The organism is Flavobacterium sp. AC267, assembly GCF_979258715.1.
In genome coordinates this window covers 4,940,684-4,965,172 of the sequence record NZ_OZ409875.1, presented here as the reverse complement: position 1 = coordinate 4,965,172, position 24,489 = coordinate 4,940,684, and the positions used below count along the sequence as shown (strand labels likewise).

Genomic DNA, 24,489 nt, shown 5'->3' with positions numbered 1-24,489 from the left:
GGTAGAATTTGAATTTCTCTTTTAAAAAAGATTATTCATTTTCTCTGTTTTCTGTTTGATTCGCCAGTTCGCTGGCGCTCGTGTGATTGAATATATTTTTATCCTGAATTAATTCGTTTATGATTTCAGAAACTTCGATAAAATGTTTTAGTTTTTCGTCTGAAACATGTTTTCTAACGCTCTCATTAAACTTCAGAACTGTATTTTTAGATAAATCTCTTTTTTCTTTTCCAAAATCGGTTAGGTAGATTAAGACACCTCGGCCGTCTGTTGGGTTTTTTTTGCGAACAATTAAACCTTTTTCTTCCATCGATTTTAATGTTCTCGTTAAGCTGGTTGCTTCCATGCCCATTCTCGGGCCCAAAGCGGTCGATGGAGTTCCTTCTTCCTTATCCATACTTAAAAGAGCAAATCCCGTTGCCATTGTAGCATCGTATTTTGCGGCCTCTTCATTATACATTCTTGAAACAGCCTGCCAGGTTGCTCTCAAAATATAATCTATTGTTTTATCTTTCATAGGTAACTATATCGATTTCAAATATAATTAAAAAATACTATGCATGCATATAATTTTTTATTAATTTTTTGGTTAGTTAAAAAAATCTTTGGTTTACAGGGTTTTATGGTTTTATTTTATTTGAAATATACTATTCTTTTCTGATATTTTAACAAAAATGCGATATGAAAAGTTAAGATCTGATTTTATAATTGTGTTTTATCTCATTATATGTAAAAAATTATGCATTTAATTCATTTTTATCTTCAGTATTGTAGCGCGAAATGGCATCTTGCGGCAGCTTTTTCATACGATTTCGTAGACCTTCGGGTTTTAAAATTTCAAGACAGCTTCCAAAACCTAATAGTAGTCTTTCCATTTCATAATTTGGGATCACAAACAAATGCACGATAATACTTCCGTCTTCATTTTCTTTAATTAATCGCTGAGAAGTGTGCAATGGTTTGGTGAGCACATAAGGCGCATTCGAAGCATCGACCCAAAGTTCAATTTGTCTTGCTTTTAATCCAGAATTAACCGTTACTCCAATTACATCCTTATAATAAGTATCGGCGTCAAAATCTTCTTCTAAATAAGTAAGGTTAAAATCATAATCAATTGAAATGATTCTGTCCAAAGCCAAATTGGTAATAGGCTGTGACGTTTTTTTCTTTCCAACTAAAAACCAGCGGTTATTAAATTCCTTTAATATAAAAGGATGAAAATGAAATTTTGTTTCTTCTCTCGATTTGAATGATTTATAAGTAATTACCAAAACCACTTTCTTGACAATTGCCTGATAAATTTCGTCTAGATAATGAAGCCCTTTTAATTTCTCATTTTTATCCAAATAAATAACGGGTTTGGTATGCGATTTTTCAGAGTAGATTTTATCCTCCAAACGCTGTAAAATATCCGATACATCGCTAAACAAAGAGAAATCCTTAAACTGCTTGAGCATCGAAACTGTTTCGGTCAAAACATTCATATCGGTTTCCGTCAGTGGAATATCGGTTATCGAAAAATCCTCATCTTCATATTTATAATACTTTTTATCGTAAACCACAATTGGCGCATTATAGCCCAGTTTTTCACTGCGCATCAACTGAATATCCATCTGAATCGTTCGTTTACTGATCGGGTTTTCACGGCCTTCATATTCAAATAAAGCTTCGGAACAGCATTCGATTAAATCTTCTAGAGTCCATTGTCTGTATTTATTTTGCAGACATTTATCGATCGTTTTGTACCGAATTAAGGCGTTTTTGTTTTGTGACATAGTTTGATGTTTTGTTGCAAAGGCGCAAAGGCTCAAAGGATTTGTTTCACGCAGATTTTGCAGATTTAAGCAGATTTTGCAGATTTTTTTTAATCATTTTAATCCTTTAATCTATGGTATAAAAACTTTGCTCCCGAAGCCTCGGGACTGCGACTTTGCGAGATTATTTTTTGCTTTCTAAAAGGCTTAATTCTTTTTCAATATTAAATCTCGCTTTTTCCTCATACAATTTTCTAAATTCCTCAGTCTGAAAAATAAATTCGTTTTCCAGAAAATGCTTTAATGCTTTTGCACGTCCAGGTTTGTATAGAAAATCAGGATAAATGCGATATTCTTTTCGAATCTGTTCGAAGTAGATTTTATAAGAATCCCAATCTTTAGCAAGGATTTTCAAATCAAAATCGATTAACCGGTTAATATCTTCAATTTTATTATACTGATGTTGCTTGCGTCGCACAAATCGCATCAAAAACCAATTCTTTATTCGGTTGTGCAAACCCGACAGGTGTCAAAAACCTGTCTGGTTTAACATCGGTAAAAATAGATATAGCATATTCGGCACTTTTGAGTTCGTTATCTTTTTTAGAAGCCGAATACACAAAATCATGATAAAAAATAGAAAATAAGATTTCATTCGGGTTTTGAAGTTGATCGCGATACGTTTCAAAACTCGCAATCATATCTTTTATATGTGTAAGATTATGGTAATGCCTTGATTTTTTGGAATATGCCTTTTCTAATTTCATCCAGTTTTTCTGAATTTCATTCGCTGAAAAGCCAATATTCAAAAGTAATTCAGAATACATTTTTTTTAAATCCATGTTTTTTTTTTAATCTAATGAAAGCTCCGGCGGAGCGTAATATTTATAGCTAATTATTAGCCTAAGATCAAAAAGCTCCAGCGGAGCGAAATATCTATAGCAATTTATCGTGATAGGATAAAAGCTCCAGCGGAGCGATACTTCAGATTTTATTTTTAATCTATAAAATATGTCACCCCGCTGGGGTTTTTATAAATGCTTTTGGAAAATTACTATAAATATTTCGTCCCTCTGGGACTATATTAAATCTAACAAAAATGTAATATGCCGTTCCTCAGGGACTTATATATTATTTAAAAATAATTTTCTCTCAAATTTAAAATTCTTTTTTTACTGCGCAAAATAATTGCGTAGTACTTTTAAAATCTTTGCTCAAGAAATAAACAAAACAAGATTTCTTAGAAAACAGAACAAAATTTTACTACGCAAAATAACTGCGCACTAGTTTTAAAATCTTTGTTCAGAAATAAAAACAAACGTTCATACAAATAAGAAAAAGAATAAAACAGGTCAAGTTTGAGTTACTTCGAAAACACTTTCCAATGTACACACTTACACCATTACCTTTTTATCTCATTTAAATGAAGCAGTAGCTCAGCGGTTAGAGCAGGTAGTTTTGAAATTATCCTTAAAAGGTCAATCTAAACTTACTTCGTACACTTATAATGTCCGGGTCGTGGGTTCGAATCCCATCTGCTTCACTATTAATGGTCAATTAAAACTTACTTCTAGACATTGGTATTTCCGGTTCGAGTCCGGCAAGTTTTAAAATTATCATTAATAAAAAACGAGGGTCAAGATTAGCTTACTTCTCGGGGAAACCCACAAACCAATTTGAATCAGCTAATCCATTACACTCCAATTTCAGGTCAAGTGTTTCTTACTTCCAAAATCTTTTAGGTAGAACTCAGAAACACCATCATCTAAATTTTAAAAATTAAAAAAATGAAAACAACAGCATTATTAAAAATCAGTTTACGTCAAAATGCCATTTTCATTCCATCAGAAATGATTGCGAATGAGAACAAAAATTTATCAGGAACAACTTCAGTTTTGTTAGCCAATATTTCAAGACTTGGATTTACAGTTTCCGAATCATTATTACATGCTTTGAACAATGTAAACCCAAATTATAAAGTTGAAGTTTTAGAAGTACTGAGAGAAGTTTTAGGGACAGATAAAAACTGGACGCCTTTGGTGAAAGAATGGAATATCCCAACGGGAGAATCTGTTGTAGATCATATCGTGACGTATTTCGGAAATGTTTTTAAAACCAAAAACGGAATAACTTTACAATGCGGTCATATTATTCCGGATAATACTTTCCCATTAGAAAGATACAATGGCTGTCCGTTCTGCGGAACTCCTTTTGAATTCGGAAAATTGGAAAAAACAGGACAAGGAAGCAAATTAAAAATGCTTGAATTGTGGACAGAAAAAGATTTAAATGATTTCTATATATCATTATTGCAGTCAAAAACCGCTTTAGACGCTACGCAGGTAGATAGTTTAAAAACGGCAATGCAATATTTGCCTTTGCCAAAAACAGAAGTTGCAATGAAGGAAACTTTAATGCTGGTGATCGATCTTTTGATTGAAAACGGTAAAGAAGCCGAAGCATCTCAATTTTTAAAAACACCAACTGATATCTTAAGATATTTATGGTATAAAAATACTGGAATGTTGCAGATTATCGAACCAAAAACGATTGTCAAAAGAGCGACTAAAAACGGCCAGCATTTTCATAATTCCTTGGATACAAGTGCGCAGGCGAGAATTGCATCTGCAAAAGATTTGAAACTTAAATATTCAAGAAAAGAATGTTTGATGGTGGCAAATTGGTTGAATAATATGAATCTGGATGTTGAGACCATGTGCGAAATCATGAATCCAAAGCGCGGAATGTGGGTTCGTTTTATCCGCGCATTGCGTTTGGCAGAATACAGTAAAAGAAAAGGATTCGAGAAATTGAATTTTTTATTGGATGTATTTTACAACCAAGTGTATGACGTTTGGCAAAGCAAAGTAAACACATCAAGATTAAAATTTGATGCCGATAAAACTTTTGCCTTATTAAAACAACGTCCAGGATTATTTGCACGTTCGTTATTCTCCAACATGCTATGGTTTGGAGCAGAAGTAACGATTGCACATTTTGAAGAAATCATCGATAAAGTTCCGGCTCGATTGGTGTTTACTTTAAACATGTATGCTCAAAATTATTTTGATAAAAACATGCAGAGAAGTGTGAAACCTTTGGGAGGAACAAACAAACGAATCGAAGCAAACGCTTTATTGAAGTTGTACGAAGATTTTCAGTTGGAAGCGATGAAAAATCAAATCGAAGAATTGTGTATTTTGGCCATGAAAAAGCGATTTGCTAAAATTGCGAACACGAATAAAACAATCTATATCGATCCGCAATTGTTTAACATTCCGGTTTCTATAGGAGATCGAAGCGATACAGTTCAGGATTTGCCAGTTGCTTTAATGGGAACCCGTTTCCCAATTGAAGGAAACGAAGTGCGATTGTTTATGCAATGGGGTGCGGCTTTGCCAGCTCAGCATCTAGATATGGATTTGAGCTGTCATATTGCCTACGAAAACAGTTCAGATATTTGTTCTTTCAGCCGATTGACTACAACTGGTTGTCAGCATAGTGGTGATATAAGAAGTATTCCGAATAAAATTGGAACTGCCGAATATATCAACATCAACATCGACGAATTGGCGAAAGCCAAAGCAAAATTTGTAACTTTTACCTGCAATGCCTACAGCAACGGAAGTATTACGCCAAATTTAGTTGTAGGCTGGATGAACAGCAAATACCCGATGAAAATTTCGGAAAAAACTGGTGTAGCGTACGATCCGTCGTGTGTAGATCATCAGGTTCGTGTAACGCAGAATGTTGCCAAAGGTTTGGTTTTTGGAGTGTTGGATGTAGCCAAAAGAGAAATCGTTTGGTTAGAAATGACTTTCGGGGGTCAGGTTGTAGGTGGTTTGGATTTCAAAGGCGTTCAGGCGTTGTTATCAAAACTAAACAGCAAATTGAATATTGGTAGTTTGTTACAGCTTAAAGCGGAAGCCCAAGGTTTAACAATAACCGAAAACGAAATTGCCGATGAGGTTTATACAGCACAATGGGCAATGAATCCCTCGGTTGTGACACAATTATTAGTAGATTAGGTTTAATTAGGTACAAAGAGGCAGAGGTTCAGAGGGACAAAGGTTTTTGTAGAGGCGCACTGCTGTGCGTTTCCGCAAAGTTTGGTAAATTAGGTTTAATTAGGCACAAAGAGGTAGAGGTTCAAAGGGACAAAGGTTTTTTGTAGAGGCGCACTGCAGTGCGTCTCCGCAAAGATTTTATTAAGTAATAATTAAACGTTGTGTTTTATCAATCCTGAGGAACGAAGGATCACACAAGTTTATCGACAACGATTGTCGACATTCTTTGCGGAGTTCCGCGTGTGATCCTTCGTTCCTCAGGATGACATAAAATGAGAAAAAATCTGTTTAATCTGCAAAATCTGCGAGAAACAAAACTTTTCGCCTCTGCTCCCGATAGCTATCGGGATTGCGAGAAATAGAAGAACTACGCAAAATAACTGCGCAGACAGTGTAAAACCTTTGCACCTATGAACCTCTGCAACTTTAAAAAAGAAACAATGAAAACACAAATAAACGGTACAGATATATTAGAATTAGGATTTCCTGAAGGAAAAATAATCGGGATTGCCTTAAAAATAAACAGCAAAAGAAACGGATTTACAAGAGACGAAATGATCGTAAATTTCAAAAACGTCTTAGAAACTCCGGAGAATTATATAGACGATAAAATCTTCAGCAAACTGGCTGTTGCTTTAATTGAAAAATCAAATGAAAAACCAGAAGATTTCATTGCCTTAAACGAAAATCCAAATGCGTATTCGGCTTACGGATTAGATCATATCGAAGACGGAGCCAGAAAACAAATGGAAGTAGCCATGAAATTGCCCATTACCGTTGCTGGAGCTTTAATGCCAGATGCCCACCAAGGTTACGGATTACCAATTGGCGGAGTTCTTGCCACAAAAAATGCCATTATTCCGTATGGCGTTGGAGTTGATATTGGATGTAGAATGGCGTTGTCGGTTTACGATATTCCAGAAGATTTTTACTTTGAAAATGAAGCTAAATTCAAAAAAGAGTTAATTGCCAATTCTATTTTTGGAGCAGGTCACGGATTTCACGGTCAGTACAAATCAGATCATGCGGTTTTGGAGAATGATACATTTAATATGAATTCGTTTGTGAAAAATTTAAAAGATAAAGCATGGTCGCAATTAGGTTCTTCTGGTGGAGGAAATCATTTTGTGGAATTCGGAATCATGGAATTTGCCAAAGACGATGCCGTTTTGAATATCCCAAAAGGGAAATACGTCGCTTTGTTAACACATTCTGGTTCACGCGGAATGGGCGCCACAATTGCCGGACATTATACTAAAATGGCCAAAGACGTTTGTAAACTTCCGGAAGTCGCTAAAAATTTAGCCTATTTGGATATGAACTCACAATTGGGTCAGGAATATTGGATGGCGATGAATTTGGCTGGCGATTACGCTTCGGCTTGTCACGAAATTATCCATAACAAAATGGAGCGCGCTCTGGGTGCGACAATTTTAGCCAAAGTCGAAAACCACCATAATTTTGCATGGAAAGAAATCTGGAACGGCGAAGAAGTAATCGTGCATAGAAAAGGCGCAACTCCAGCTGGAAAAGGCGTGATGGGAATCATTCCGGGAAGTATGACAGCACCAGGATTTTTAGTGAGAGGAAAAGGCGAGGAGAACGCCATTAATTCGGCTTCACATGGAGCAGGAAGGCAAATGAGCCGAACGAAAGCCATAAAAAGCATCACTAAAAACGAGATGAAATCGATTTTACAGCATCACGGTGTGACACTTATCGGAGCAGGATTGGACGAAGCACCAATGGCGTATAAAGATATCAATCAGGTGATGGAAGCACAACAGGATTTGGTTGATGTTGTAGCGAAGTTTACCCCGAAATTAGTGAGAATGGCAGATGACGGGAGCCGAGAGGATTAGTTTTTTTGAGGTTCAAAGGTGCAGAGAGGCAAAGGCACAAAGGTTTTGCCTCATTTTATGTCATCCTGAGGAACGAAGGATCACACAAGAAACTCTACAAAGATTGTCAATTCTCTTTGAGGAATATTGGATGTGATCCTTCGTTCCTCAGGATGACAAACTTTGCGGTTAAAGATTTTTTCACGCAGATTTAAAAAAGATTTAAGCAGATGCTCGCAGATTATTTATAAAAAGTAATTAAATGATGTTGATAGATGATAAAAGAATAATGACACTAATAAATGCCTTGGAGAAAAATGGATGGAAAAATGTTGGTTTTAGCGATCAGGTTATAGAATGGTATTTTGCTGAGATTATTGAATTTGTTTCTGTTTGGAGTCCTCAAGGGAAAAAACTTTATATGGTTTTATTGATAGATAAGTTTGATTATCCTAAAAAGAACATAATAGAAATTGGTTTTTCGTCAGTGCCATGTTATGTTAATGATACTTTTTTTGAAAATATTTATCTTGGAGAAATTTTAAAAACTGACTTAAAAGAACTTTGTAAACGCATAAATAATAAAATCTTACAGTAAACAAAAAAACGTAGCTCCCGAAGCCTCGGGACTGCGACTTTGCGAGATTAAAAACAAAAAACTTAGCGTCTTAGCGCCTTAGTGGCAAAAAAAAATAATAACCAACGCAAAGAATAAAAAAAAACTTTGTGTCTTAGTGCCTTCGTGGCAAAAAACAAAAAACAAAAAAATGAATTACATAGACATAGGAATTAACCTAACCAATAAACAATTCCAAAACGACATAGACGATGTCGTACAAGACGCGCTCGATGCCGATGTATCGCAAATGATACTCACAGGCACAAGCGTACGAAACAGTGAAGAATCTGCACGAATAGCAAAAGAATATCCTGGAATATTATATGCTACAGCTGGAATTCACCCGCATGATGCGAAAAGTTTTGACGCGCAGAGCATTTCAAAACTGCGAAATTTACTAAAACAAAAACAAGTCGTTTCAGTAGGCGAGTGCGGACTCGATTTTGATCGTGACTTTTCGCCCCGAAACAAACAGGAAGAATGTTATAAAGCCCAACTCGAATTTGCGATTGAAGTACAGAAACCTTTGTTTTTGCACGAAAGAAGCGCTTTTAATTCGTTTATGAATATTACCAAAGACTATTTACCGCAATTGCCAAAAGCCGTTGTACATTGTTTTACGGGAACGTTGCAAGAAGCGAAAACCTATCTCGATAACGGATTTTATCTGGGTTTTACGGGAGCGATTTCAGATGCCAAACGTTTCAGCCATTTAAAAGAAGTCATTCAGTACGTACCGCTCGACCGAATTATGATCGAAACCGATGCGCCGTTTATGCTTCCTAAAAATGTCCCGAACAGCCTCTTGAAGAAATACCACGAACGCCGTTGCGAACCTGCTTTTCTGCCGTATGTTGCTGGAACAATTGCGCAGTTTAAAGGAATTACTTTAGCTAAAGTAGCGGAGGAAACGACGAGGAATTCTAAGAGCTTTTTTGGAATTTAGGTTTGTTTTCCTAACAGGTTTTAGAAACCTTTTAGGTATTTATTTGTTGGTTTTTAAATCAGGTGTTTGTACTTGGTTTGAAGGCTTTTTGTTTATCTATATTTGAAATCAATAAATCTGATATAGTTTGTATGTTCAAATAGAAAATGTTGAAGTTTTTTAATGAATATTTTGTGAGTTTATTTTATTTGAAGTGATATTATTAAAGATTAGTTGGAATTATTAGAAATGAAGTTACAATAAAAGTAAAAAATTATGGCATCAAAAATTGAAGAGAAAACGGATGATTTGATAAAACATATTTTAAATGTATTTAAATATGCTAAGCAACATGATGATAGTGCACTAACATATGTTCGTAAGGGATGTGAAGCAATGTGTAAGATTATTATTTTAAAACAGAAAGGTGACGTTAATGGTTTTAAGATTATTAATGGAAATATTGATTATAGAAATTTTTCTACGATTACTAATCCAAAACCTCTTGATTTATTTACTTTGATAGAAACTTGTAAAATTCATAAATGGTTTAGCGGTAAAGCTAAAGCTAATGAAAATTTTTATCATAAGTTTGAGGATTTAAGATCTTATACCAATAAGGGGGCACATGATAGTGTAGATCAAAATTCAGAACCAAGTCGGCATGATATTGAATTCTGTATTGTAGTTTTTAAGAAAATATTTAATTGGTTCTGGAAAGAAAAACTTAATAAGGATCTACCTCAAACTATAGTTAATGCTATAGATAATTTCGAAATTAACAATGAGATACTAATAGAAAATGATAATTGGAGAAACATAGCAGATATTTGTGAAAATTTTAATTCAACTACACAGAATTTTTTAATTTCTCCTGCGAAATTTGAAAATTTATCACAAGAACAGCTGGTTATACTTTCAAAAATTAATTGGAATATTATTTTTGATTTTGATATTAATTCTAAAAGTACAGGACTTTTTAATGCATTTGTAGGCAACGTAACTAGAAGTTTAAGACCTATAACAATTGAACAGATTAATCAAAAAAATATTGTTACATCTTCCAAACATAGCACAAATTGGTTTTTTGCTAATGGTATTTCCGATATTTCTACTTCAATTGTAGGTAGTTATAAGGAATGGAGAACTAAAAAATACATTTCACTACTAGAACAAATTACAGATGAATTTATTAATCAATCTAGCCAATCAAGATTAAATGTAATTATTTTATATGATGAATTGCATTATATCGAAAAAATTATTGAAGTAATTTCAGATAAATACCCACAAGATTTATTAAATATAATAATTTTAAGTGATGATGAAGATAGATTTTATTCGCTTACCGAAAAGTTTGACAATATAATTATATTAAATCTTTCTATTCCTGACTTTTTGCAATCGATAAATTCATCAATCGAATCAAAAAATTTAGACATTAAATCAATTCAGATACCCGCTAAAAAGGGGGATAATGATATTTTTATTGATATTAGGGATTATTATCTATCTCTTTTAGATAAAGATATCGAAATTTTGCACAAATCGATACATAATTTAACCAATGATGGGGATGACGAATCATTATCTTTTTATAAAGGAGGAGTAATTCAATGGGATGAATTAGGAAATGAAATCGAAGTTAGAAGAGATATTGAGAAGGAGGCTCTTGAAAAAGTAGAAACATACTTAAATAAGCAAAGTAGTAAAGGTCCAATTATAGAATTATTTCACAATCCGGGAAGTGGTGGTACAACACTTTCAAGAAAGATTGCATTTAAGCTAAAAGATAAATATCCAGTGGTATTCATAAATAGCTATAAAAGAAGTGTAACAAGTCAAGGATTATTTAATTTATCGGAATTGACTAAGAAGCCTATTTTAGCAGTTGTGGAATCTCATAATGTTAATGTAAATGACCTTAATTCTCTAATTAGAGAAAATAATGCGACTAAGAAACATATTGTTTATTTATACCTACAAAGATATTATAACAAAACTTTTGTATCTAAAGATAAACCTTCAGAAGTTTATCTGAAAGATGCCATGGCTACTATAGATGAGAGGGATCGTTTTGTAAACAAATTTATATTGAATATTCCATCTAGAGAAAAATATGTGATGGCGTTAAAAGATTTTCAACCTTCTGAATGTGAAGTTATTGATTTTTCTTTAACAGCGTTTGAAGATCAATTTTCTAAAGATAAAATTAGAAATTATATTAAAACATATTTGGATGAAATTCCTCAAAATCAAAAAGAGTTTATAGTTTACACTTGTTTGTATTATTATTATACGCAAAGCTCTACATCTGAGTTTTGGTTTTATAAAAAATTCGTAAATAATTCTTTGACTAAAGAATTGAATTCTAATAAAATTATAAATAAATTATTGATAAGAGAAAGAGACAATAGTGGTGAATATACTGGTTTCTGGCGTCCAAGATTTAATCAATTTGCTAAATTAATTATTTCAATATCACTTGATACCTCAGAGAATGGAAATTGGAAAGATTTTTTATGTGAATGGAGTATTAAATTTATTAGTGACTGTAGGGAAAGTAATGAATTCTTAATTGAGGAAGTGAGAATAGCTTTTAAGAAGATGTTTATGTTGAGAAATAATGAAGATGTAATTGGTGTAGATAATATAGATGATATTCAAAATAATAAATTTTCTCAATTAATCAATGATGTTAGGGATTCCAGTCAACAAAAATTAATATTTCAAAATTTAACAAAAAGTTATCCTAATGAAGCTCATTATAGAGCCCATTATGGTAGATTCTTATTTGAAAAACAAGAAAGTGAAGAGGACTTGGATCTTGCAAAAGTCGAAATTTCAGAGGCAATAGATTTGGGGCAAAATGATTATAATCTTTGGCATCTCAAAGGAATGTGTAATAGAAAGACTATAGAGTTCAGATTAAATAATAGTTATAATTTAGATTCTACAGACTTTGAAAGTTTTTTCCATTGGTTAAAAACAGAGACGGAGGAAGCTCAAAACTATTTCACTAATAGTAAAGAAATTAGATCGGACAATTTGCATTGCCATACAGCAGAAATTCAAATGTTAATTAGGGTAATAAATTTTGCAAAAGAAAAATTATATCCAGCGGTTTCTATTAATACATTTTTGACAATGCCTGAAAATATATGGTATGAAAATCAATTAAATAAAATTCTTGAGTTAATTGAGGAAGCCAATTATATTATAGAATTATCTACCGATATGGATAATGCAAAACATATGAATAAAGCTAGGAACATGATCGAGGATGGAGAAGCAAAAACATTTAAGTTGTTAGGAGACATTACAAAATCAATAGATAAGTATAAAAAAATGTCAGAGTCTGGACATAATAGTAGTAGGCCTTATTTTAGGAAGATGTTTGCGACTTCAATTTTGGCAAGTAAGGTTGATGGAGATATGAAGAAGCTTAAATCTGCTTGGAATTTGATCAATGAATATGAAAGGAGAGAGATTTTAAAAGTTATTGAGAATAATATACATGATCAACCTGAGGTTGCAGGCAACTATAGAATGTGGTTACAATGTATTAGATACAATTCTACTTTTGTTAGTTTAGAGGACGTAATAAACAAGATTAAAATTTGGTATGACAATAGTTTTCAAAATAGAATTTCCCATTTAGAAGCGACTTATTATAATTATGTTTTTAATGCAATATCATTAATTGAAAGAGGAGAAATTTTTAATGAAATTCAATTAAATAAGACAGTTAGTTATATACAAGAATGTAAAGAAATTACCACGAATGATAAATTTAATTTTGAATGGTTTGGAGTTGGAACTGGTTCGAAAAAGATATTGAATTATGTCGAATTAGGCTCTATGAAAAATGAGGGATCAAAACTTTTTGATGATGATAGTAAGCTTCAAGAAGTTGAAGGAACAATTATAACTATTGATGACAGACAAAAAGGAAAGATTAAATTAAAATGTGGATTAGAAGCTTTCTTTGTTCCAGTAGTTGGAAAATTTGAAAAAGGAAAAGACGAGACAACTAATGTTAAATTTTACGTCAGTTTTAGATATGATGGATTGCAAGCGTGGTCTGTTAAAAGATTGGATGCTGAAAAAGTAGAAACAATTGATAAAAATAAAAATGATAATATATTGATAAATGATGATATATTAAATAAGAGTGAAATAAATGTTTCTAGAGAACTTCCTCAAAATGAGATACTAAAAAGCACGTTTCCACAATTATCCAAACCTGTAATTGTAGGTTCTATTGACTTAAGTAAATTTAAAAAAAGGCATTGTAAATACTAAATGTTAAAGCTTAGTGATAAAATTCATCCGTTTTCAAAAAAGAAATTAATATATAGATTTGAATCAAATCAAAAGCGCAACTTTTTTAAAAGTTTTGCGCTTTTTCTATAGTAGAAAGACTTAATGTTTAATTTCATTAGTTTCTCTAAATAAATAATCTTTACCTTTCTAAGCGGAGTATATATTCATAACTCAGCAGTTTTATAGATAAGACAAGAATATTTATCTTTGTTTTCAACCTAAATTCAGATTCAAAACCCTAAAAATTAAAAAGTAAGTTATTTCTTTCTTTTTTAAATAAAAGTATATCTTTGCGATGCAAAACAATCAAAGGAGAAATCCTTAAAACTTTTTTTAAGTTAACATAAACGAATACCTCGTCATGGTGAAGGAACAGGAAACTGTCCTAAATCATTCCTTTGAATGTTTTGCACACCTAAAGCGAGGTATTCGCGTATCTAAAATTTTCTATTATGCAAAAAGAAAATCAAAAGCCAACACATCGTGATGTAGTGCCATCCGTAATTAATTTCCTTTCAGACGAATTGTTTGAGGGAGATTACAAAGAACAGCCCATGTATTTGCAGGAAATCTTCGAGCTTTTAATGCATACAGAGTTTGGCGACGATATCAATTTAAGGCAAAAAATACTGAGCTGTTTAAGAACCAGCCGAAATTTGGCAGAAGCCTTATCGCCATTTTCAGAGAAGCAGATTCAGAAAGCTTGTCTCGGTATTAAATTATAATAATTAAAAAACTGTAGTTTTTAAATTAAAAAATCGCCCTTTCTGAGGGCGATTTCAGTTATAAATAAAAAAGTAAATTCTTTAAGAAACTGTCATCTTCACGGCCAAAATATGCTTACAGATTCCTCTTTTGCCTTGATAGGCCGTAAACCAGTCGCAGGTACATCTTTGCGAAGAATCGTCGATAATGACTTTGTGTAAAACGCCAGAACCTTTTACTTTGGCTTCAATATAATTGGCTCTTCTTTCGATGATTTCAATATCTTCATTATCAATAAGTTTTTTGGCATTTTTAAGCCTCGGATTTAAAGATAAAATACGTTCGGTTTTAAAGGGAAGACGTCTGTAAAAATGTGATTTTTCGCTTAAATCGTAACCCAATAATCCCATCGAAGATAAATTAGATGTCAGGTTATCCATTGTTCCAAAATCAATATCATTTTCGATAGAAAGCATCGTTGGATCAAAAGTTTCATTTGATTTTAGTAAACTATTTAAGCCGTAAACCCATTCTATTGGCAAATTTTCAGTCATGGTTTCCAATACATTTCCTTCGCCCGAAAAGCCGCGATATGAATCTGGAGAAAAAGCCATTAAAAGTCGCATTTTTCCAAACTCAGCAACTATCGCACAAGTTTGTTTGTCTGCCGATTCGTAGATGAAAATTTTATCTACAATGGCGAGAATTCCTTCTAACAATCGTAATCTTTGTACGCCGCCAATTCTCACGCTGTCTGCTGTAGCCAAAGTCGAAAACATAAATTTTCCGGCTCTTTTGGTTATGAAGAAATCACCTTTTACGCTTCCTTTTGGCAAACTTTGAAATAACTGAATCGTCTGAATTTTATTCAATTCAAATTTAATATCCATGTCCGCCAGATAAAGCCGCACGCTGGTCAACCCTTTTATCCAGCGCATTGGCAGTGTTACTTTTTTCTCTGTAACTTTTGCTTTGCTTGTAATAACCTGAACATCCTGCTGACCAACGGCAAGCGTCACTTTTTCGTTTTTCTGAATGGCATTCAAAGCATTCAGCATTGGGTCGTTAAAATCGACATTTGTTGTTCCGTTGGCAATAAATTCACCATCAATTGCTTCTGGTTTCATGTCAAGGCGCACGTAAACACCATTGCAAGACGAAAATCCTTCAAAACGCAAACGCTCAGATCCTGCCGAAACAATTGGGTCGCGAAGACTTGGGGGAATTGGTCCAAAACTAGATCGCACGACTTTAGCAATCGTACTCCAGCATTTAGCCGTAACATAAGGATCGGTCAAACTTCCCCAGAAAAAGCAGGGAATATTGTTTACCTCTTCAATTTCGGTTTGATGTGCCAAAACCAGATTGTTGATTCCTTTTGTTTTGCTGTAAGTCGAAATTCCTTTATAATTATATTCTAAATCGGTCATTTTCTTTATTTTAAAATTTGCTTAATCAACGATTTAAGCGCTGTATTATCTTTCCATTGTTCAAAAAAAGCAATTGCTTTTGGCGAAGTTTTTTGGTTTGTTTTTGTTAAAACGTCAATATAATTTTCTACGATTTTTTTAAAATTAGTTGGCAGTTTTTCTTTTAGTTGAAGTTTCTCAAAGAATGCATTTAATAGTCGAAGCAAAGTCGCATTGTGTATTGGAGAAACATCTTTCATGGCAGTTAAGCCATCAACTAATCGTAAAAATACACCATACTTTTCAGAAGAAAGCAGTGCAATTTTTTGAGCAAATAGTGTTATATCTAAGGTCTGTTTTTCGATTAAATGAATTAATACTTCAGAAGCCATTAATCGTAAATCTTTCTTTTCCTGAAAGAAACAAGCAACAAATAGTAAGGTTGTAGTTTCTGAGAATCTAAATTCAGGTCTGTTTACCACATCCAAAAAGCCTTTTAATTCTGGTTTGGAACCATCAGCAATTGTAGAATTATGGAGCAAAATCAGCCCTAATGCATCTGAGTTTTGTGGTGTTAAACTATGCCAGTAAAAAGTATTTCCAGAGTGATTCAGACCATAATCCCAGCTGTTTGAACGACTGTAAATATCCTGACTATAAAGTAAATAATTTGGAATTTTTGAATAGTTAGGAAAATCTAATTTTAATTCATACCAAGAAGGAGTTCTCTCTTTTTCTTTAGTTTGATAATTGGTCCATTCATTCCATTTTTCTTTAAATTTTATTTGAGGTACAAAAGGAGTAGCTACAAACGGAACATCTTTTAAATACGTATTTTCAAATTGAGGGAAAGTTTCATTTGGATAAAAAGTTCTGGCGAGCAACAGCCCAAAGAGAAAGATTGCCCGTTTCTTTTGTAGTTTTGCCCATAGTCGACAGAAGTTTTGAAAACAAGGAAACAGAATCTAATTCCAGCTTTTCACTTACGCCCAGACAAAATGATAAAAGCTGTTTGATTTCGCCTTCAATCTGATCCAATAACGGAATAGCTTCTTCAATGTTTTCCCTTGGCATACGTGCGATCGCAATAGCTAAATCTACAGAATCGATTTCTTCCTTTGTTTTTTGATATTCGATAACTCTTTCCAATAAAACTTTTGGTGCAACCCAATACGGTTTATGACTCGGGAAAGAGAGAAGGGGCAAAGTAGAATTTTGTTCTATTTTTTGCTGTACTTTTTCTAATAAAGACTTAATTAAAGTCAGCGTATTAATTCTGGAATAATGTTTGAAATTACTATCAAATTTACCATTTATATTATGAATTTTCTGCAGTAAAAAGGACTTCATGAAATTTTTATGAACGCTTTCAAAATAATGCTTTTGAAGCTGTTTTTCATAAGGCTGTAATTGTGCTTGCAGAACCTGAAGGGAATAAATCTCTTTGCGAAATATAAACATTCATCAATATTTCCGTATCTAAAACTTCTTCAGAACCAATGAAATTTCCAAACTGAAAAACAATATCATTCCAGTCTTTTGGCGACTGGACTTCTTCTGTTAATACTAACTCTTTTTTAGGATTATAAATATATTCTTCAAAAGCGACATCATCAATCAGTAATGCATCTTCATCGAGAAATTGACTCAATTGCGATTTGATGTTTCCCTGCATTAAAGTAACGTACGAATTCAGTTTTTCCTTGAAGGCCTTATCTTTTGCAGATCCAATTTTTGAAATTATTTTAGTGACTCTTTCCTGCAAAGCCAAATCAGATATCACATAAACATCTGCAATAATTGACGAAACTACTGTATTTAATTTTGGATTTGATTTGCTTAATTTTTCTAAAACAGGCAAAACATTTTTTATCGCGACCTTGCAGTCGTCGCGCATCATCATTGGTTCAAGCCATTCTAAAAATGATTTGGTTTTAAACTTTGGATGATCGTATATTTTTTTAACAAGCTTTACACCATAACTTGTAATTGGCGGATAAGCGTTGTGAAAAAAACTAAATATATTTTCCTGATAAATGACAAGTTCATCAGCGGTAACAGTAAATTCTTCTAACCTTTTTTCTAAAAAAAGATTTAAGGTTATTGTTCCATTCTTTGGTTTGAATTAAAATGGCATTTTCGATAAAAAAACTGCGCTCCATTTTTTTATCATCCAATAATGATTTGTAGACAACTTCCCAAAGATTGTGATCATTGTATTTATCGGTGTCTTTATATCTAAAAAAGTTGTTATGAAGATTGGTTTCATAATTAAACAATTCTGGAATATCCCTTTTATAACTTATTTCATCATTTAGTATCGAATTTATGAAGTCTGGAGTTTTAATCTTTGACTGCCATTCATTATTTGAAGCAATACTTAAAGCATATAATTCGGGATTAAATTGTAATAAATCGTGTTTTTCAAGTTGACGCAATACAGTATAACTTACATTTACCCAGTCTTGTCTTTTAATTTTATCGAGAATAAAAGTTTCTATCCAGTTGGGTTTTGCCCACAATAATATTTCTAAAACCTCGGGTTTAGCTTCTAATTCATTCAATAAACCTAAGGTTTCGTCCCACGAATTAATATCGGTTTTATCAAATAAGGCAATTGCGCTTAAAGTAATAATTTCATTTTGCGATTTATCACCGCGGGTTCCCCAGCCATAATCGTGTTTTCCTGATTTTTTATAACCAGGATCCTTAGATAAATCTGTATACGTCATCCAGTAACGTTTACATTTTTTAATATGCTTTTTTAAAACTTCGATATTCCCTTTTGATTTTTCTTTAAGAAAAGGAAGCGGCGACGAAATCTTTTTTAGATTTAATAATAGCATCATACTCTTCTACAACTTCATCAGAATTTTTGCTTTTTTCCGATTTTGGTTTAGCAGTTACATCGACTTCTCCACTTTCAGAATATCCTTTTTTTATTTTTTCAGCTAGTATTTTTTCAGCCATTTTTAAACATTCTTCTTCAGTAGCGAAGGTTTTTGTTTGAGATGTTCCAGCAGTTCCATTTTTTTCCGTAAGTGACAGTATAATTTAATCCAGCTGTTTCAATTTCCCAGAATTTATCTGAATTTCCATCTATGTATTTAAGGTATTTTTTCATGCTCTTTGATGAACTTATTTTATAAGATTGTCTATATGTATTTTCAAAAATAAAATTAATAATATAATCCCGATGAATATTTTGGTTAAAAAAATTATTAATTTTTTTTTAGTAATAAATTAGCCATGTATTCTAAATTAATATAAAATATACTACATTTGTCTCTGTAATTAAAAATAGAAAAAATACAAATGATACTTTCAGCAAAACTAAGCCTTGAATATTTAGCCGGAGATTTTCCAGCTGAGGTTTCAGGACGCTGTCTGTATTTTTATGAAATTGAAATGTAAATTTTAGAGTTTAACTCAACATAAAATATAAAAGCGTCCTGATTTTTGGGACGCTTTTTTTGTTTTAAAGCTATTCGAATATTATAAAAAAGCACTTCGACTTCGCTCAGTGTGACAATAAAATTGCTTAAGTGCGACAAAAAAGAGGTTTCGGCTTCGTTGAAGAGGACAAGAAAATGATTGAAAACAAACCATAACCAAAAATAATTAAAAAATAATTGACCAAATGTTTAATGATTAAACAAAATAGCGAAATACAGCCTTGAAAAGTAATTTGATGAGTAACAGTCATTTGATACAAACAGCGATCTGCACCAGTATGCGGACAGGAATTTCTTTGCTTTAATTTTTACCATAACTACTTGATAGTCAGAAAAATAATCTTAAAAAATATTTGGAAATATGATTTTTTCCATCATATCTTTGCCAAACAAAATCGAAACAAAATGTTTCAGTAAACAACAACAACAACAGTTGCAATAACAATAACAATTGCAATAACAATATAAAAAATATAAAAATGAGTTTTAAATTATACATACACAACCTAGGATTAGCGACCTCGATTTCAGATCGTGAATGCTTTTACATGTCGGTGCATCAATATAGGCAATAGGATAGTTATATCGTATTTGTTATGAAGCACCTTTAATTGGGTGCTTTTTTTGTGCCAATTGTTTAGTCGCAAAGGCACAAAGTCGCAAAGATTTTGAGAAGATATAAAAAAAGAAAAACTTTGTGTCTTCGTGTCTTAGCGGCAGAAAAAAAAAAATAATAATAAAAATTTAAGGATGAATCAAGAAATAGGACTTAGGTCAGACCGCAGTGGTCAAACAGATAAAGTGGAGTTTAGTGAACCGCCATTTGCCTCGATTAAAAAAATGGATTTGGAGCTTATTAACCTATGGAAAGAAAAGGTGGATTTTCGGAAAATTATATATATCATATAGAGATATTTCTCTGGTAAAGCAAGGGTGCTTTTAAACTTTTGTGATATTGGATTTCCCAGAAAAGCCTTCGATTTCCTGAGATTCCCAAGAATTGCAAAAAAATAAAATACCATGCAAAACAATACATTAGAAAAATACAAAAAAAGCAATTAGAAAAAAATACGAGACCGAAAAAGAAGGGAAATACTTTGATTATTTGTACAAGCCTTCTCGAGGAAAACTTCGTGATTTGTGCTGGTTAATTTTCGAAAATAACCCAACGAAAGATGATTTGAATGTCTTCAGTAATCTTTTGGGTTTAGATTTCGATCATAACAAAAAGAATAAGTTTAAGGAGAAAAAAGATAAGTTTAGACCTATCGAAACTTTCTTTAAAGGAGAAACAGATCCGTCAAACATTGATGCTATCAATATGGCGGCAATTTTGGTTGATTTTCATCCTCGTCCTTTCAAAAAGTTTTACGAAAATTCTAAAACTGAAGAAACAAAACCAGCTAAACGGATCGAGAAAGCTAAAGCAGTCTTTGAAAAGAAAAGTGCTTCAAAAAAGGAAAAGTCTGGAAAAGAGTCTAAAAAAGGAAGTTTCTTTCTAGATTTTAAAAGTATGTTCTTTTAAGTCTTTTTTGCCACGAAGTCACTAAGCCACAAAGTTTTTAGCCACTCCCGATAGTTATCGGGATAAAAGATTAATGGATTAGTAAAAAAATCTGCTCAATCTGCTCAATCTGCGAGAAAACTAATCTTAGCGTTCCTTAGCGTAAATCTTAGCGTCGCTTGCGGTTAAAAATTAAACACAATTATTAAAAATTAAAAAAATGAAAACAACAGATAAAATTATTATTATCGATTTAGAAGCCACATGCTGGCAAAGTGCGGTCCCAAAGGGTCAGGAAAATGAAATTATAGAAATCGGATTAGCAGTTTTAGATGCCGGAACGGGAGAAATATCCAAGAATAAAGGCATCTTGATAAAACCGCGGCGTTCAAGTGTAAGTCCGTTTTGTACAGAGTTAACCACTATTACCCAGGAATTAGTGGATAAAAATGGCGTTTCTTTTGAAGAAGCCATTAATGAGTTAATAGACGAGTACAATCCCGATTTGTACACTTGGGCAAGTTACGGTCAGTACGACTTGAATATGCTTCAAAAGCAATGTAAATCGTTTGGGATACCATATCCAATGGCAGATGAACATATCAATGTAAAAACTCATTTCGCCGAAAAATTTGGTTTGCAAAAACCAACCGGAATGAACGGTGCCTTACATGTTTTGAATATTCCGCTGGAAGGAACACATCATAGAGGAATTGACGATGCAAAAAACATCGCTAAAATTTTGCATTGGTGTCTCCAAAATTAAAAACGGCTGTCTTAATTGAGACAGCCGTTTTCTTTGGTTATATTATTTTGATTTAATTTTGACCATATATTTTAGCATAAAGATCCTTGTAAATCTCTTTAATAATTTTACGTTTTAACTTCAGCGTTGGAGTCAATTGTCCGCCGTCGATAGACCAAACATCTGGCGTAAGCTCAAAACGTTTGATTTGTTCCCAGTGTCCAAATTTTTTGTTGATTTCCTCAATTTCGCTGTCAATACGTTTAATAACATCTGGATTAGAAGCGATTTCAGCAGTTGAATTTCCTAAAGTAATTTTATGGATTTTAGCCCATTCTTTTACAAATTCAAAGTTTGGCTGAATAAAAGCAACAGGCATTTTTTCACCTTCACCAACAACCATAATCTGCTCAATAAAACGCGATTGTTTCATAGCATTTTCGATCATTTGCGGTGCAATATATTTACCTCCAGAAGTTTTGAACATTTCTTTTTTACGATCCGTAATTTTTAGGAAACCTTCGCTGTCAATTTCTCCAATATCTCCAGTGTGGAAATAACCGTCTATAATAGCTTCGGCTGTTTTTTCTGGATCTTTGTAGTAACCAAGCATTACGTTCGGACCTTTTAATAAAATTTCACCGTCTTCGGCAATTTTAACTTCAAGGTTACGGATTGGTTTTCCAACGGTTCCAATTTTAAAACCTTTGTTTCTTTGATCGTTTACGGCAATTACTGGAGAAGTTTCAGATAAACCGTAACCTTCCATTACCGGAATTTCTGCAGAGCAAAAACTCTCGTTAAACGAGGTTGTAAAGACGACTTCCAGAAACCATTAAATCTAAATTACCGCCCAAACCTTCTTTCCATTTACTGAAAATCAATTTGCGGGCGATTTTTAATTGAAATTCATACCAGAAACCATTTGCTCCGTACGGTTCGTATTTTAGACCTAAATCAATAGCCCAGAAAAATAGTTTTTTCTTGATGCCTGTTAGTTCAGCTCCTTTAGCATAAATTTTATCGTATACTTTTTCTAAAAGTCTCGGAACAGCAGTAATAACTGTTGGTCGAACTTCTTTTAAGTTATCGCTAATTTTTTCAATCGATTCTCCAAAATAAACCGAAACACCATAATATTGATAGATGTACAAAATCATTCTCTCAAAAATATGGCAGATTGGCAAGAAGCTCAAAGCGGTACTTTTTCCTGGATCAAACGGAATTCTTGGCGCACTGTCCAAAACATTTGAAACAATATTTTTATGAGAAAGCATTACACCTTTTGGTTTTCCTGTTGTTCCAGAAGTATAAATAATTGTAGCCAAATCATCAGTTTTGATGCTTTCTTTTCTGGCTTCAACTTCATTTTGGTTGCTTTCGTCTTCTCCTGATAATAATAAATCCGACCAGTGTTTACAGCCTGGAATTTCATTAAAAGAATAAACCTCTTTTAGAGTTGGTACATTAGCTCTAATCGCCTGCACTTTTTGATATACTTCATCATCAGAAACAAAACAGTACATACTGCCGCTGTGATTTAAAATATATTCATAATCTTCCTCAGCAATGGTTGGATAAATAGGAACATTCTGCGCACCTGTCTGCAAAATACCAATATCCATAATATTCCATTCGCTTCTATTATTTGAAGTAATTAAAGCAATTTTATCATCTTTCTGAACGCCCATGCGCAATAATGCTCTCGAAACAGCATTTGCTTTTGCAATATATTCTTGGGTGGATGTTTTTTCCCAAACTCCATTTTTTTCGTTGCCAAAGCAACTTGGAGATTGTAAGTTTCTTGTTGATAATAGGGAAAATCAAAAAGGCGTGTGATTGAAACCATGTTTAATATATTGAATTTTACTGCAAAATTAAATAAAATTTAGGTATAATTTTTTATTTTATGGAATTTTATGGGAAAATTTATATAGACTATTAAAAATCAACGAAAACGTTTTCTTTTTTATAGTAAATTTTAAGAAAAATCGAGAAATGTTTAATAGTAAGCCGTTTTTTGGCAGATTATTGAACGTTGTAATCTTCATATTCTTTTACTCTTTCGCCCATTAAGAACATTTTTTTCTTAGCAAAATGAATAGAAAATTGAGAGTAATACCATTCCTCACCATCATTTGGACGGTACCAAAATGTGTACGAAGCACTATTAAAGCCTTCCTTAAAAACAGGAACACCTTCTTCTGTACATTCGATTCCCCAATTGATTTTTTGTTTGCTTAAATCTTCTGCCTGAATAAAACCTGTTCCGTCAGGATTTAATACCGTAATAGGTTGTTTTTGGCCAATTGGTGCAAAGGTTCCAGCAACTGGATAGTTCATTGTAGTCGTAATATAACGCTCTTTAGAATTGTGTGTAATTTGATCTACGTGAACTTGGGCGTGTGATTGTCTTTGCGACGAAAAAGATACTGCAGATTAAAAGTAATTTTAAAATTTTCATTCTATGTAGGTTTAATGTTTTTGGGCTCAAAAAAATCTAGCGACTGATTTTCTTAAAGCGAATATAGTTTAATTTTAACAGAAAAATAAAGATTTAAGTAAACTAATAAATACCGTGTTTTTCCCCTTTTAAAAACGGTAATTTACCTTGTTAATTCCCAATCAGCCTTCTGTATTTTTACTTCAATTTAATGCGGAAGCCGAAAAGCAAATGAGTAGGCAACATATAAAACAAATTATTATGGAAACTGCTTTTTTTCTTAGCTATGGGCTGGTGCGGTACAAAGTACCCAGGCTGGTGGCGAAAATTCTTGAAAAAACCGCCAATTCCTGAACCAGAACCGTGGTGGATTATTTCGACAATTGGCTTAGGCCTGATTGCCGGATTGGCTGGAGGAACAATTTTTAGCTTAGTAATTCGAGAGAGTCAATTCTTCTCTGGACAAACGGCAATTGCTTCTGGATTATTTGCTTTTGGCACCGCCAATATTGTTACCGGAATTGCATCAGCTTTTAAAGATTAAGATAATAATGTCCTGACTATTGGGGATAGCGTCAGGATGTTTTTCCTGCCACGAATTACACGAATTTTTACGAATTTTTTTTAAAATATTACAAAATCAAACTCTTTAAGCAAGTACTGTTTTTGTATTAATAGTTAAATAGTGAAAATTCG

Annotated in this window: 23 protein-coding genes, 1 tRNA gene and 1 pseudogene; 10 read left to right on the top strand and 15 right to left on the bottom strand. The window is 32.9% G+C overall.

Annotation, left to right across the window (positions count from 1 at the left end):
* Nucleotides 1–31: 31 nt before the first annotated feature.
* The 4 genes from ACZZ95_RS26370 to ACZZ95_RS26355 form a co-directional block, all read right to left on the bottom strand.
* The gene (locus ACZZ95_RS26370) at nt 32–517 is read right to left on the bottom strand and encodes a MarR family winged helix-turn-helix transcriptional regulator (RefSeq protein ID WP_095951775.1); all 486 of its coding nucleotides are present in this window, start codon (nt 515–517) and stop codon (nt 32–34) included.
* A gap of 220 nt (nt 518–737) precedes the next feature.
* Nucleotides 738–1,775 carry a helix-turn-helix transcriptional regulator gene (locus ACZZ95_RS26365; protein ID WP_463471361.1) on the bottom strand — a complete coding sequence of 346 codons (1,038 nt, stop codon included), beginning with the start codon at nt 1,773–1,775 and terminating at the stop codon, nt 738–740.
* Between the two features lie 163 nt (nt 1,776–1,938).
* Nucleotides 1,939–2,169, bottom strand: coding sequence for an HD domain-containing protein (locus ACZZ95_RS26360; RefSeq protein WP_463471360.1), 231 nt, complete (start codon nt 2,167–2,169; stop codon nt 1,939–1,941).
* A 37-nt stretch (nt 2,170–2,206) separates the two neighbouring features.
* Nucleotides 2,207–2,596 (bottom strand): HD domain-containing protein, encoded by a 390-nt coding sequence (locus tag ACZZ95_RS26355; RefSeq protein ID WP_463471359.1) that lies wholly within the window; start codon nt 2,594–2,596, stop codon nt 2,207–2,209.
* 583 nt (nt 2,597–3,179) lie between these two features.
* Between ACZZ95_RS26355 and ACZZ95_RS26350 the strand changes: the two genes are divergently transcribed.
* From ACZZ95_RS26350 to ACZZ95_RS26320, 7 genes are all read left to right on the top strand, one after another.
* Nucleotides 3,180–3,297, top strand: a tRNA-OTHER gene (locus tag ACZZ95_RS26350).
* A gap of 244 nt (nt 3,298–3,541) precedes the next feature.
* Nucleotides 3,542–5,782: a hypothetical protein gene (locus ACZZ95_RS26345; protein WP_463471358.1), complete on the top strand. Its 2,241-nt coding sequence runs from the start codon at nt 3,542–3,544 to the stop codon at nt 5,780–5,782.
* Nucleotides 5,783–6,261: 479 nt separating this feature from the next.
* Nucleotides 6,262–7,683 (top strand): RtcB family protein, encoded by a 1,422-nt coding sequence (locus ACZZ95_RS26340; RefSeq protein ID WP_463471357.1) that lies wholly within the window; start codon nt 6,262–6,264, stop codon nt 7,681–7,683.
* A gap of 241 nt (nt 7,684–7,924) precedes the next feature.
* Nucleotides 7,925–8,260, top strand: coding sequence for a hypothetical protein (locus ACZZ95_RS26335; RefSeq protein ID WP_463471356.1), 336 nt, complete (start codon nt 7,925–7,927; stop codon nt 8,258–8,260).
* Between the two features lie 169 nt (nt 8,261–8,429).
* The gene (locus ACZZ95_RS26330; RefSeq protein WP_463471355.1) at nt 8,430–9,227 is read left to right on the top strand and encodes a TatD family hydrolase; all 798 of its coding nucleotides are present in this window, start codon (nt 8,430–8,432) and stop codon (nt 9,225–9,227) included.
* Between the two features lie 255 nt (nt 9,228–9,482).
* Complete coding sequence (locus ACZZ95_RS26325) at nt 9,483–13,511, top strand: P-loop NTPase (RefSeq protein WP_463471354.1); 4,029 nt, start codon at nt 9,483–9,485, stop codon at nt 13,509–13,511.
* A gap of 473 nt (nt 13,512–13,984) precedes the next feature.
* Nucleotides 13,985–14,257, top strand: coding sequence for a hypothetical protein (locus ACZZ95_RS26320; RefSeq protein WP_463471353.1), 273 nt, complete (start codon nt 13,985–13,987; stop codon nt 14,255–14,257).
* An 81-nt stretch (nt 14,258–14,338) separates the two neighbouring features.
* On the opposite strand, the gene ACZZ95_RS26315 is transcribed toward ACZZ95_RS26320, so the two are convergent.
* The 8 genes and pseudogenes from ACZZ95_RS26315 to ACZZ95_RS26280 form a co-directional block, all read right to left on the bottom strand.
* The gene (locus ACZZ95_RS26315; protein WP_463471352.1) at nt 14,339–15,667 is read right to left on the bottom strand and encodes an SWIM zinc finger family protein; all 1,329 of its coding nucleotides are present in this window, start codon (nt 15,665–15,667) and stop codon (nt 14,339–14,341) included.
* Nucleotides 15,668–15,672: 5 nt separating this feature from the next.
* Nucleotides 15,673–16,530 (bottom strand): DUF7825 domain-containing protein, encoded by an 858-nt coding sequence (locus ACZZ95_RS26310; protein ID WP_463471351.1) that lies wholly within the window; start codon nt 16,528–16,530, stop codon nt 15,673–15,675.
* Complete coding sequence (locus ACZZ95_RS26305) at nt 16,502–17,107, bottom strand: DUF7824 domain-containing protein (RefSeq protein ID WP_463471350.1); 606 nt, start codon at nt 17,105–17,107, stop codon at nt 16,502–16,504. The genes ACZZ95_RS26310 and ACZZ95_RS26305 overlap by 29 nt, the downstream gene beginning before the upstream one ends.
* On the bottom strand, nt 17,043–17,549 hold the full coding sequence (locus ACZZ95_RS26300) for a DUF7824 domain-containing protein (protein ID WP_463471349.1): 507 nt from the start codon (nt 17,547–17,549) through the stop codon (nt 17,043–17,045). The genes ACZZ95_RS26305 and ACZZ95_RS26300 overlap by 65 nt, the downstream gene beginning before the upstream one ends.
* A 36-nt stretch (nt 17,550–17,585) precedes the next feature.
* Nucleotides 17,586–17,750: pseudogene (locus ACZZ95_RS26295) on the bottom strand (DUF6493 family protein); the annotation flags it as partial.
* Nucleotides 17,695–18,495, bottom strand: a complete 801-nt coding sequence (locus tag ACZZ95_RS26290) for a DUF6493 family protein (RefSeq protein ID WP_463471348.1) — start codon at nt 18,493–18,495, stop codon at nt 17,695–17,697. The pseudogene ACZZ95_RS26295 and the gene ACZZ95_RS26290, both read right to left, overlap by 56 nt.
* Nucleotides 18,443–18,694 carry a WGR domain-containing protein gene (locus tag ACZZ95_RS26285; RefSeq protein ID WP_463471782.1) on the bottom strand — a complete coding sequence of 84 codons (252 nt, stop codon included), beginning with the start codon at nt 18,692–18,694 and terminating at the stop codon, nt 18,443–18,445. Before ACZZ95_RS26285 ends, ACZZ95_RS26290 begins: the two co-directional genes overlap by 53 nt.
* On the bottom strand, nt 18,633–18,770 hold the full coding sequence (locus tag ACZZ95_RS26280) for a hypothetical protein (RefSeq protein ID WP_463471347.1): 138 nt from the start codon (nt 18,768–18,770) through the stop codon (nt 18,633–18,635). Before ACZZ95_RS26280 ends, ACZZ95_RS26285 begins: the two co-directional genes overlap by 62 nt.
* 1,469 nt (nt 18,771–20,239) lie before the next feature.
* Here ACZZ95_RS26280 and ACZZ95_RS26275 point away from each other — a divergent pair.
* Nucleotides 20,240–20,626: a hypothetical protein gene (locus ACZZ95_RS26275; RefSeq protein ID WP_463471346.1), complete on the top strand. Its 387-nt coding sequence runs from the start codon at nt 20,240–20,242 to the stop codon at nt 20,624–20,626.
* A 199-nt stretch (nt 20,627–20,825) separates the two neighbouring features.
* Nucleotides 20,826–21,371, top strand: a complete 546-nt coding sequence (locus ACZZ95_RS26270) for a 3'-5' exonuclease (protein ID WP_463471345.1) — start codon at nt 20,826–20,828, stop codon at nt 21,369–21,371.
* Between the two features lie 52 nt (nt 21,372–21,423).
* Here the strand turns inward: ACZZ95_RS26270 and ACZZ95_RS26265 are convergent, their stop codons facing one another.
* The 3 genes from ACZZ95_RS26265 to ACZZ95_RS26255 all read right to left on the bottom strand — a co-directional run bounded on the left by ACZZ95_RS26265 (nt 21,424) and on the right by ACZZ95_RS26255 (nt 23,693).
* Nucleotides 21,424–22,119, bottom strand: a complete 696-nt coding sequence (locus ACZZ95_RS26265; RefSeq protein ID WP_463471344.1) for an AMP-dependent synthetase/ligase — start codon at nt 22,117–22,119, stop codon at nt 21,424–21,426.
* A 31-nt stretch (nt 22,120–22,150) separates the two neighbouring features.
* The gene (locus ACZZ95_RS26260; protein ID WP_463471343.1) at nt 22,151–23,047 is read right to left on the bottom strand and encodes an AMP-dependent synthetase/ligase; all 897 of its coding nucleotides are present in this window, start codon (nt 23,045–23,047) and stop codon (nt 22,151–22,153) included.
* A gap of 331 nt (nt 23,048–23,378) precedes the next feature.
* Nucleotides 23,379–23,693 (bottom strand): hypothetical protein, encoded by a 315-nt coding sequence (locus ACZZ95_RS26255; RefSeq protein ID WP_463471342.1) that lies wholly within the window; start codon nt 23,691–23,693, stop codon nt 23,379–23,381.
* A 386-nt stretch (nt 23,694–24,079) separates the two neighbouring features.
* Between ACZZ95_RS26255 and ACZZ95_RS26250 the strand changes: the two genes are divergently transcribed.
* Nucleotides 24,080–24,337 carry a hypothetical protein gene (locus ACZZ95_RS26250; protein ID WP_463471341.1) on the top strand — a complete coding sequence of 86 codons (258 nt, stop codon included), beginning with the start codon at nt 24,080–24,082 and terminating at the stop codon, nt 24,335–24,337.
* Nucleotides 24,338–24,489 lie beyond the last annotated feature (152 nt).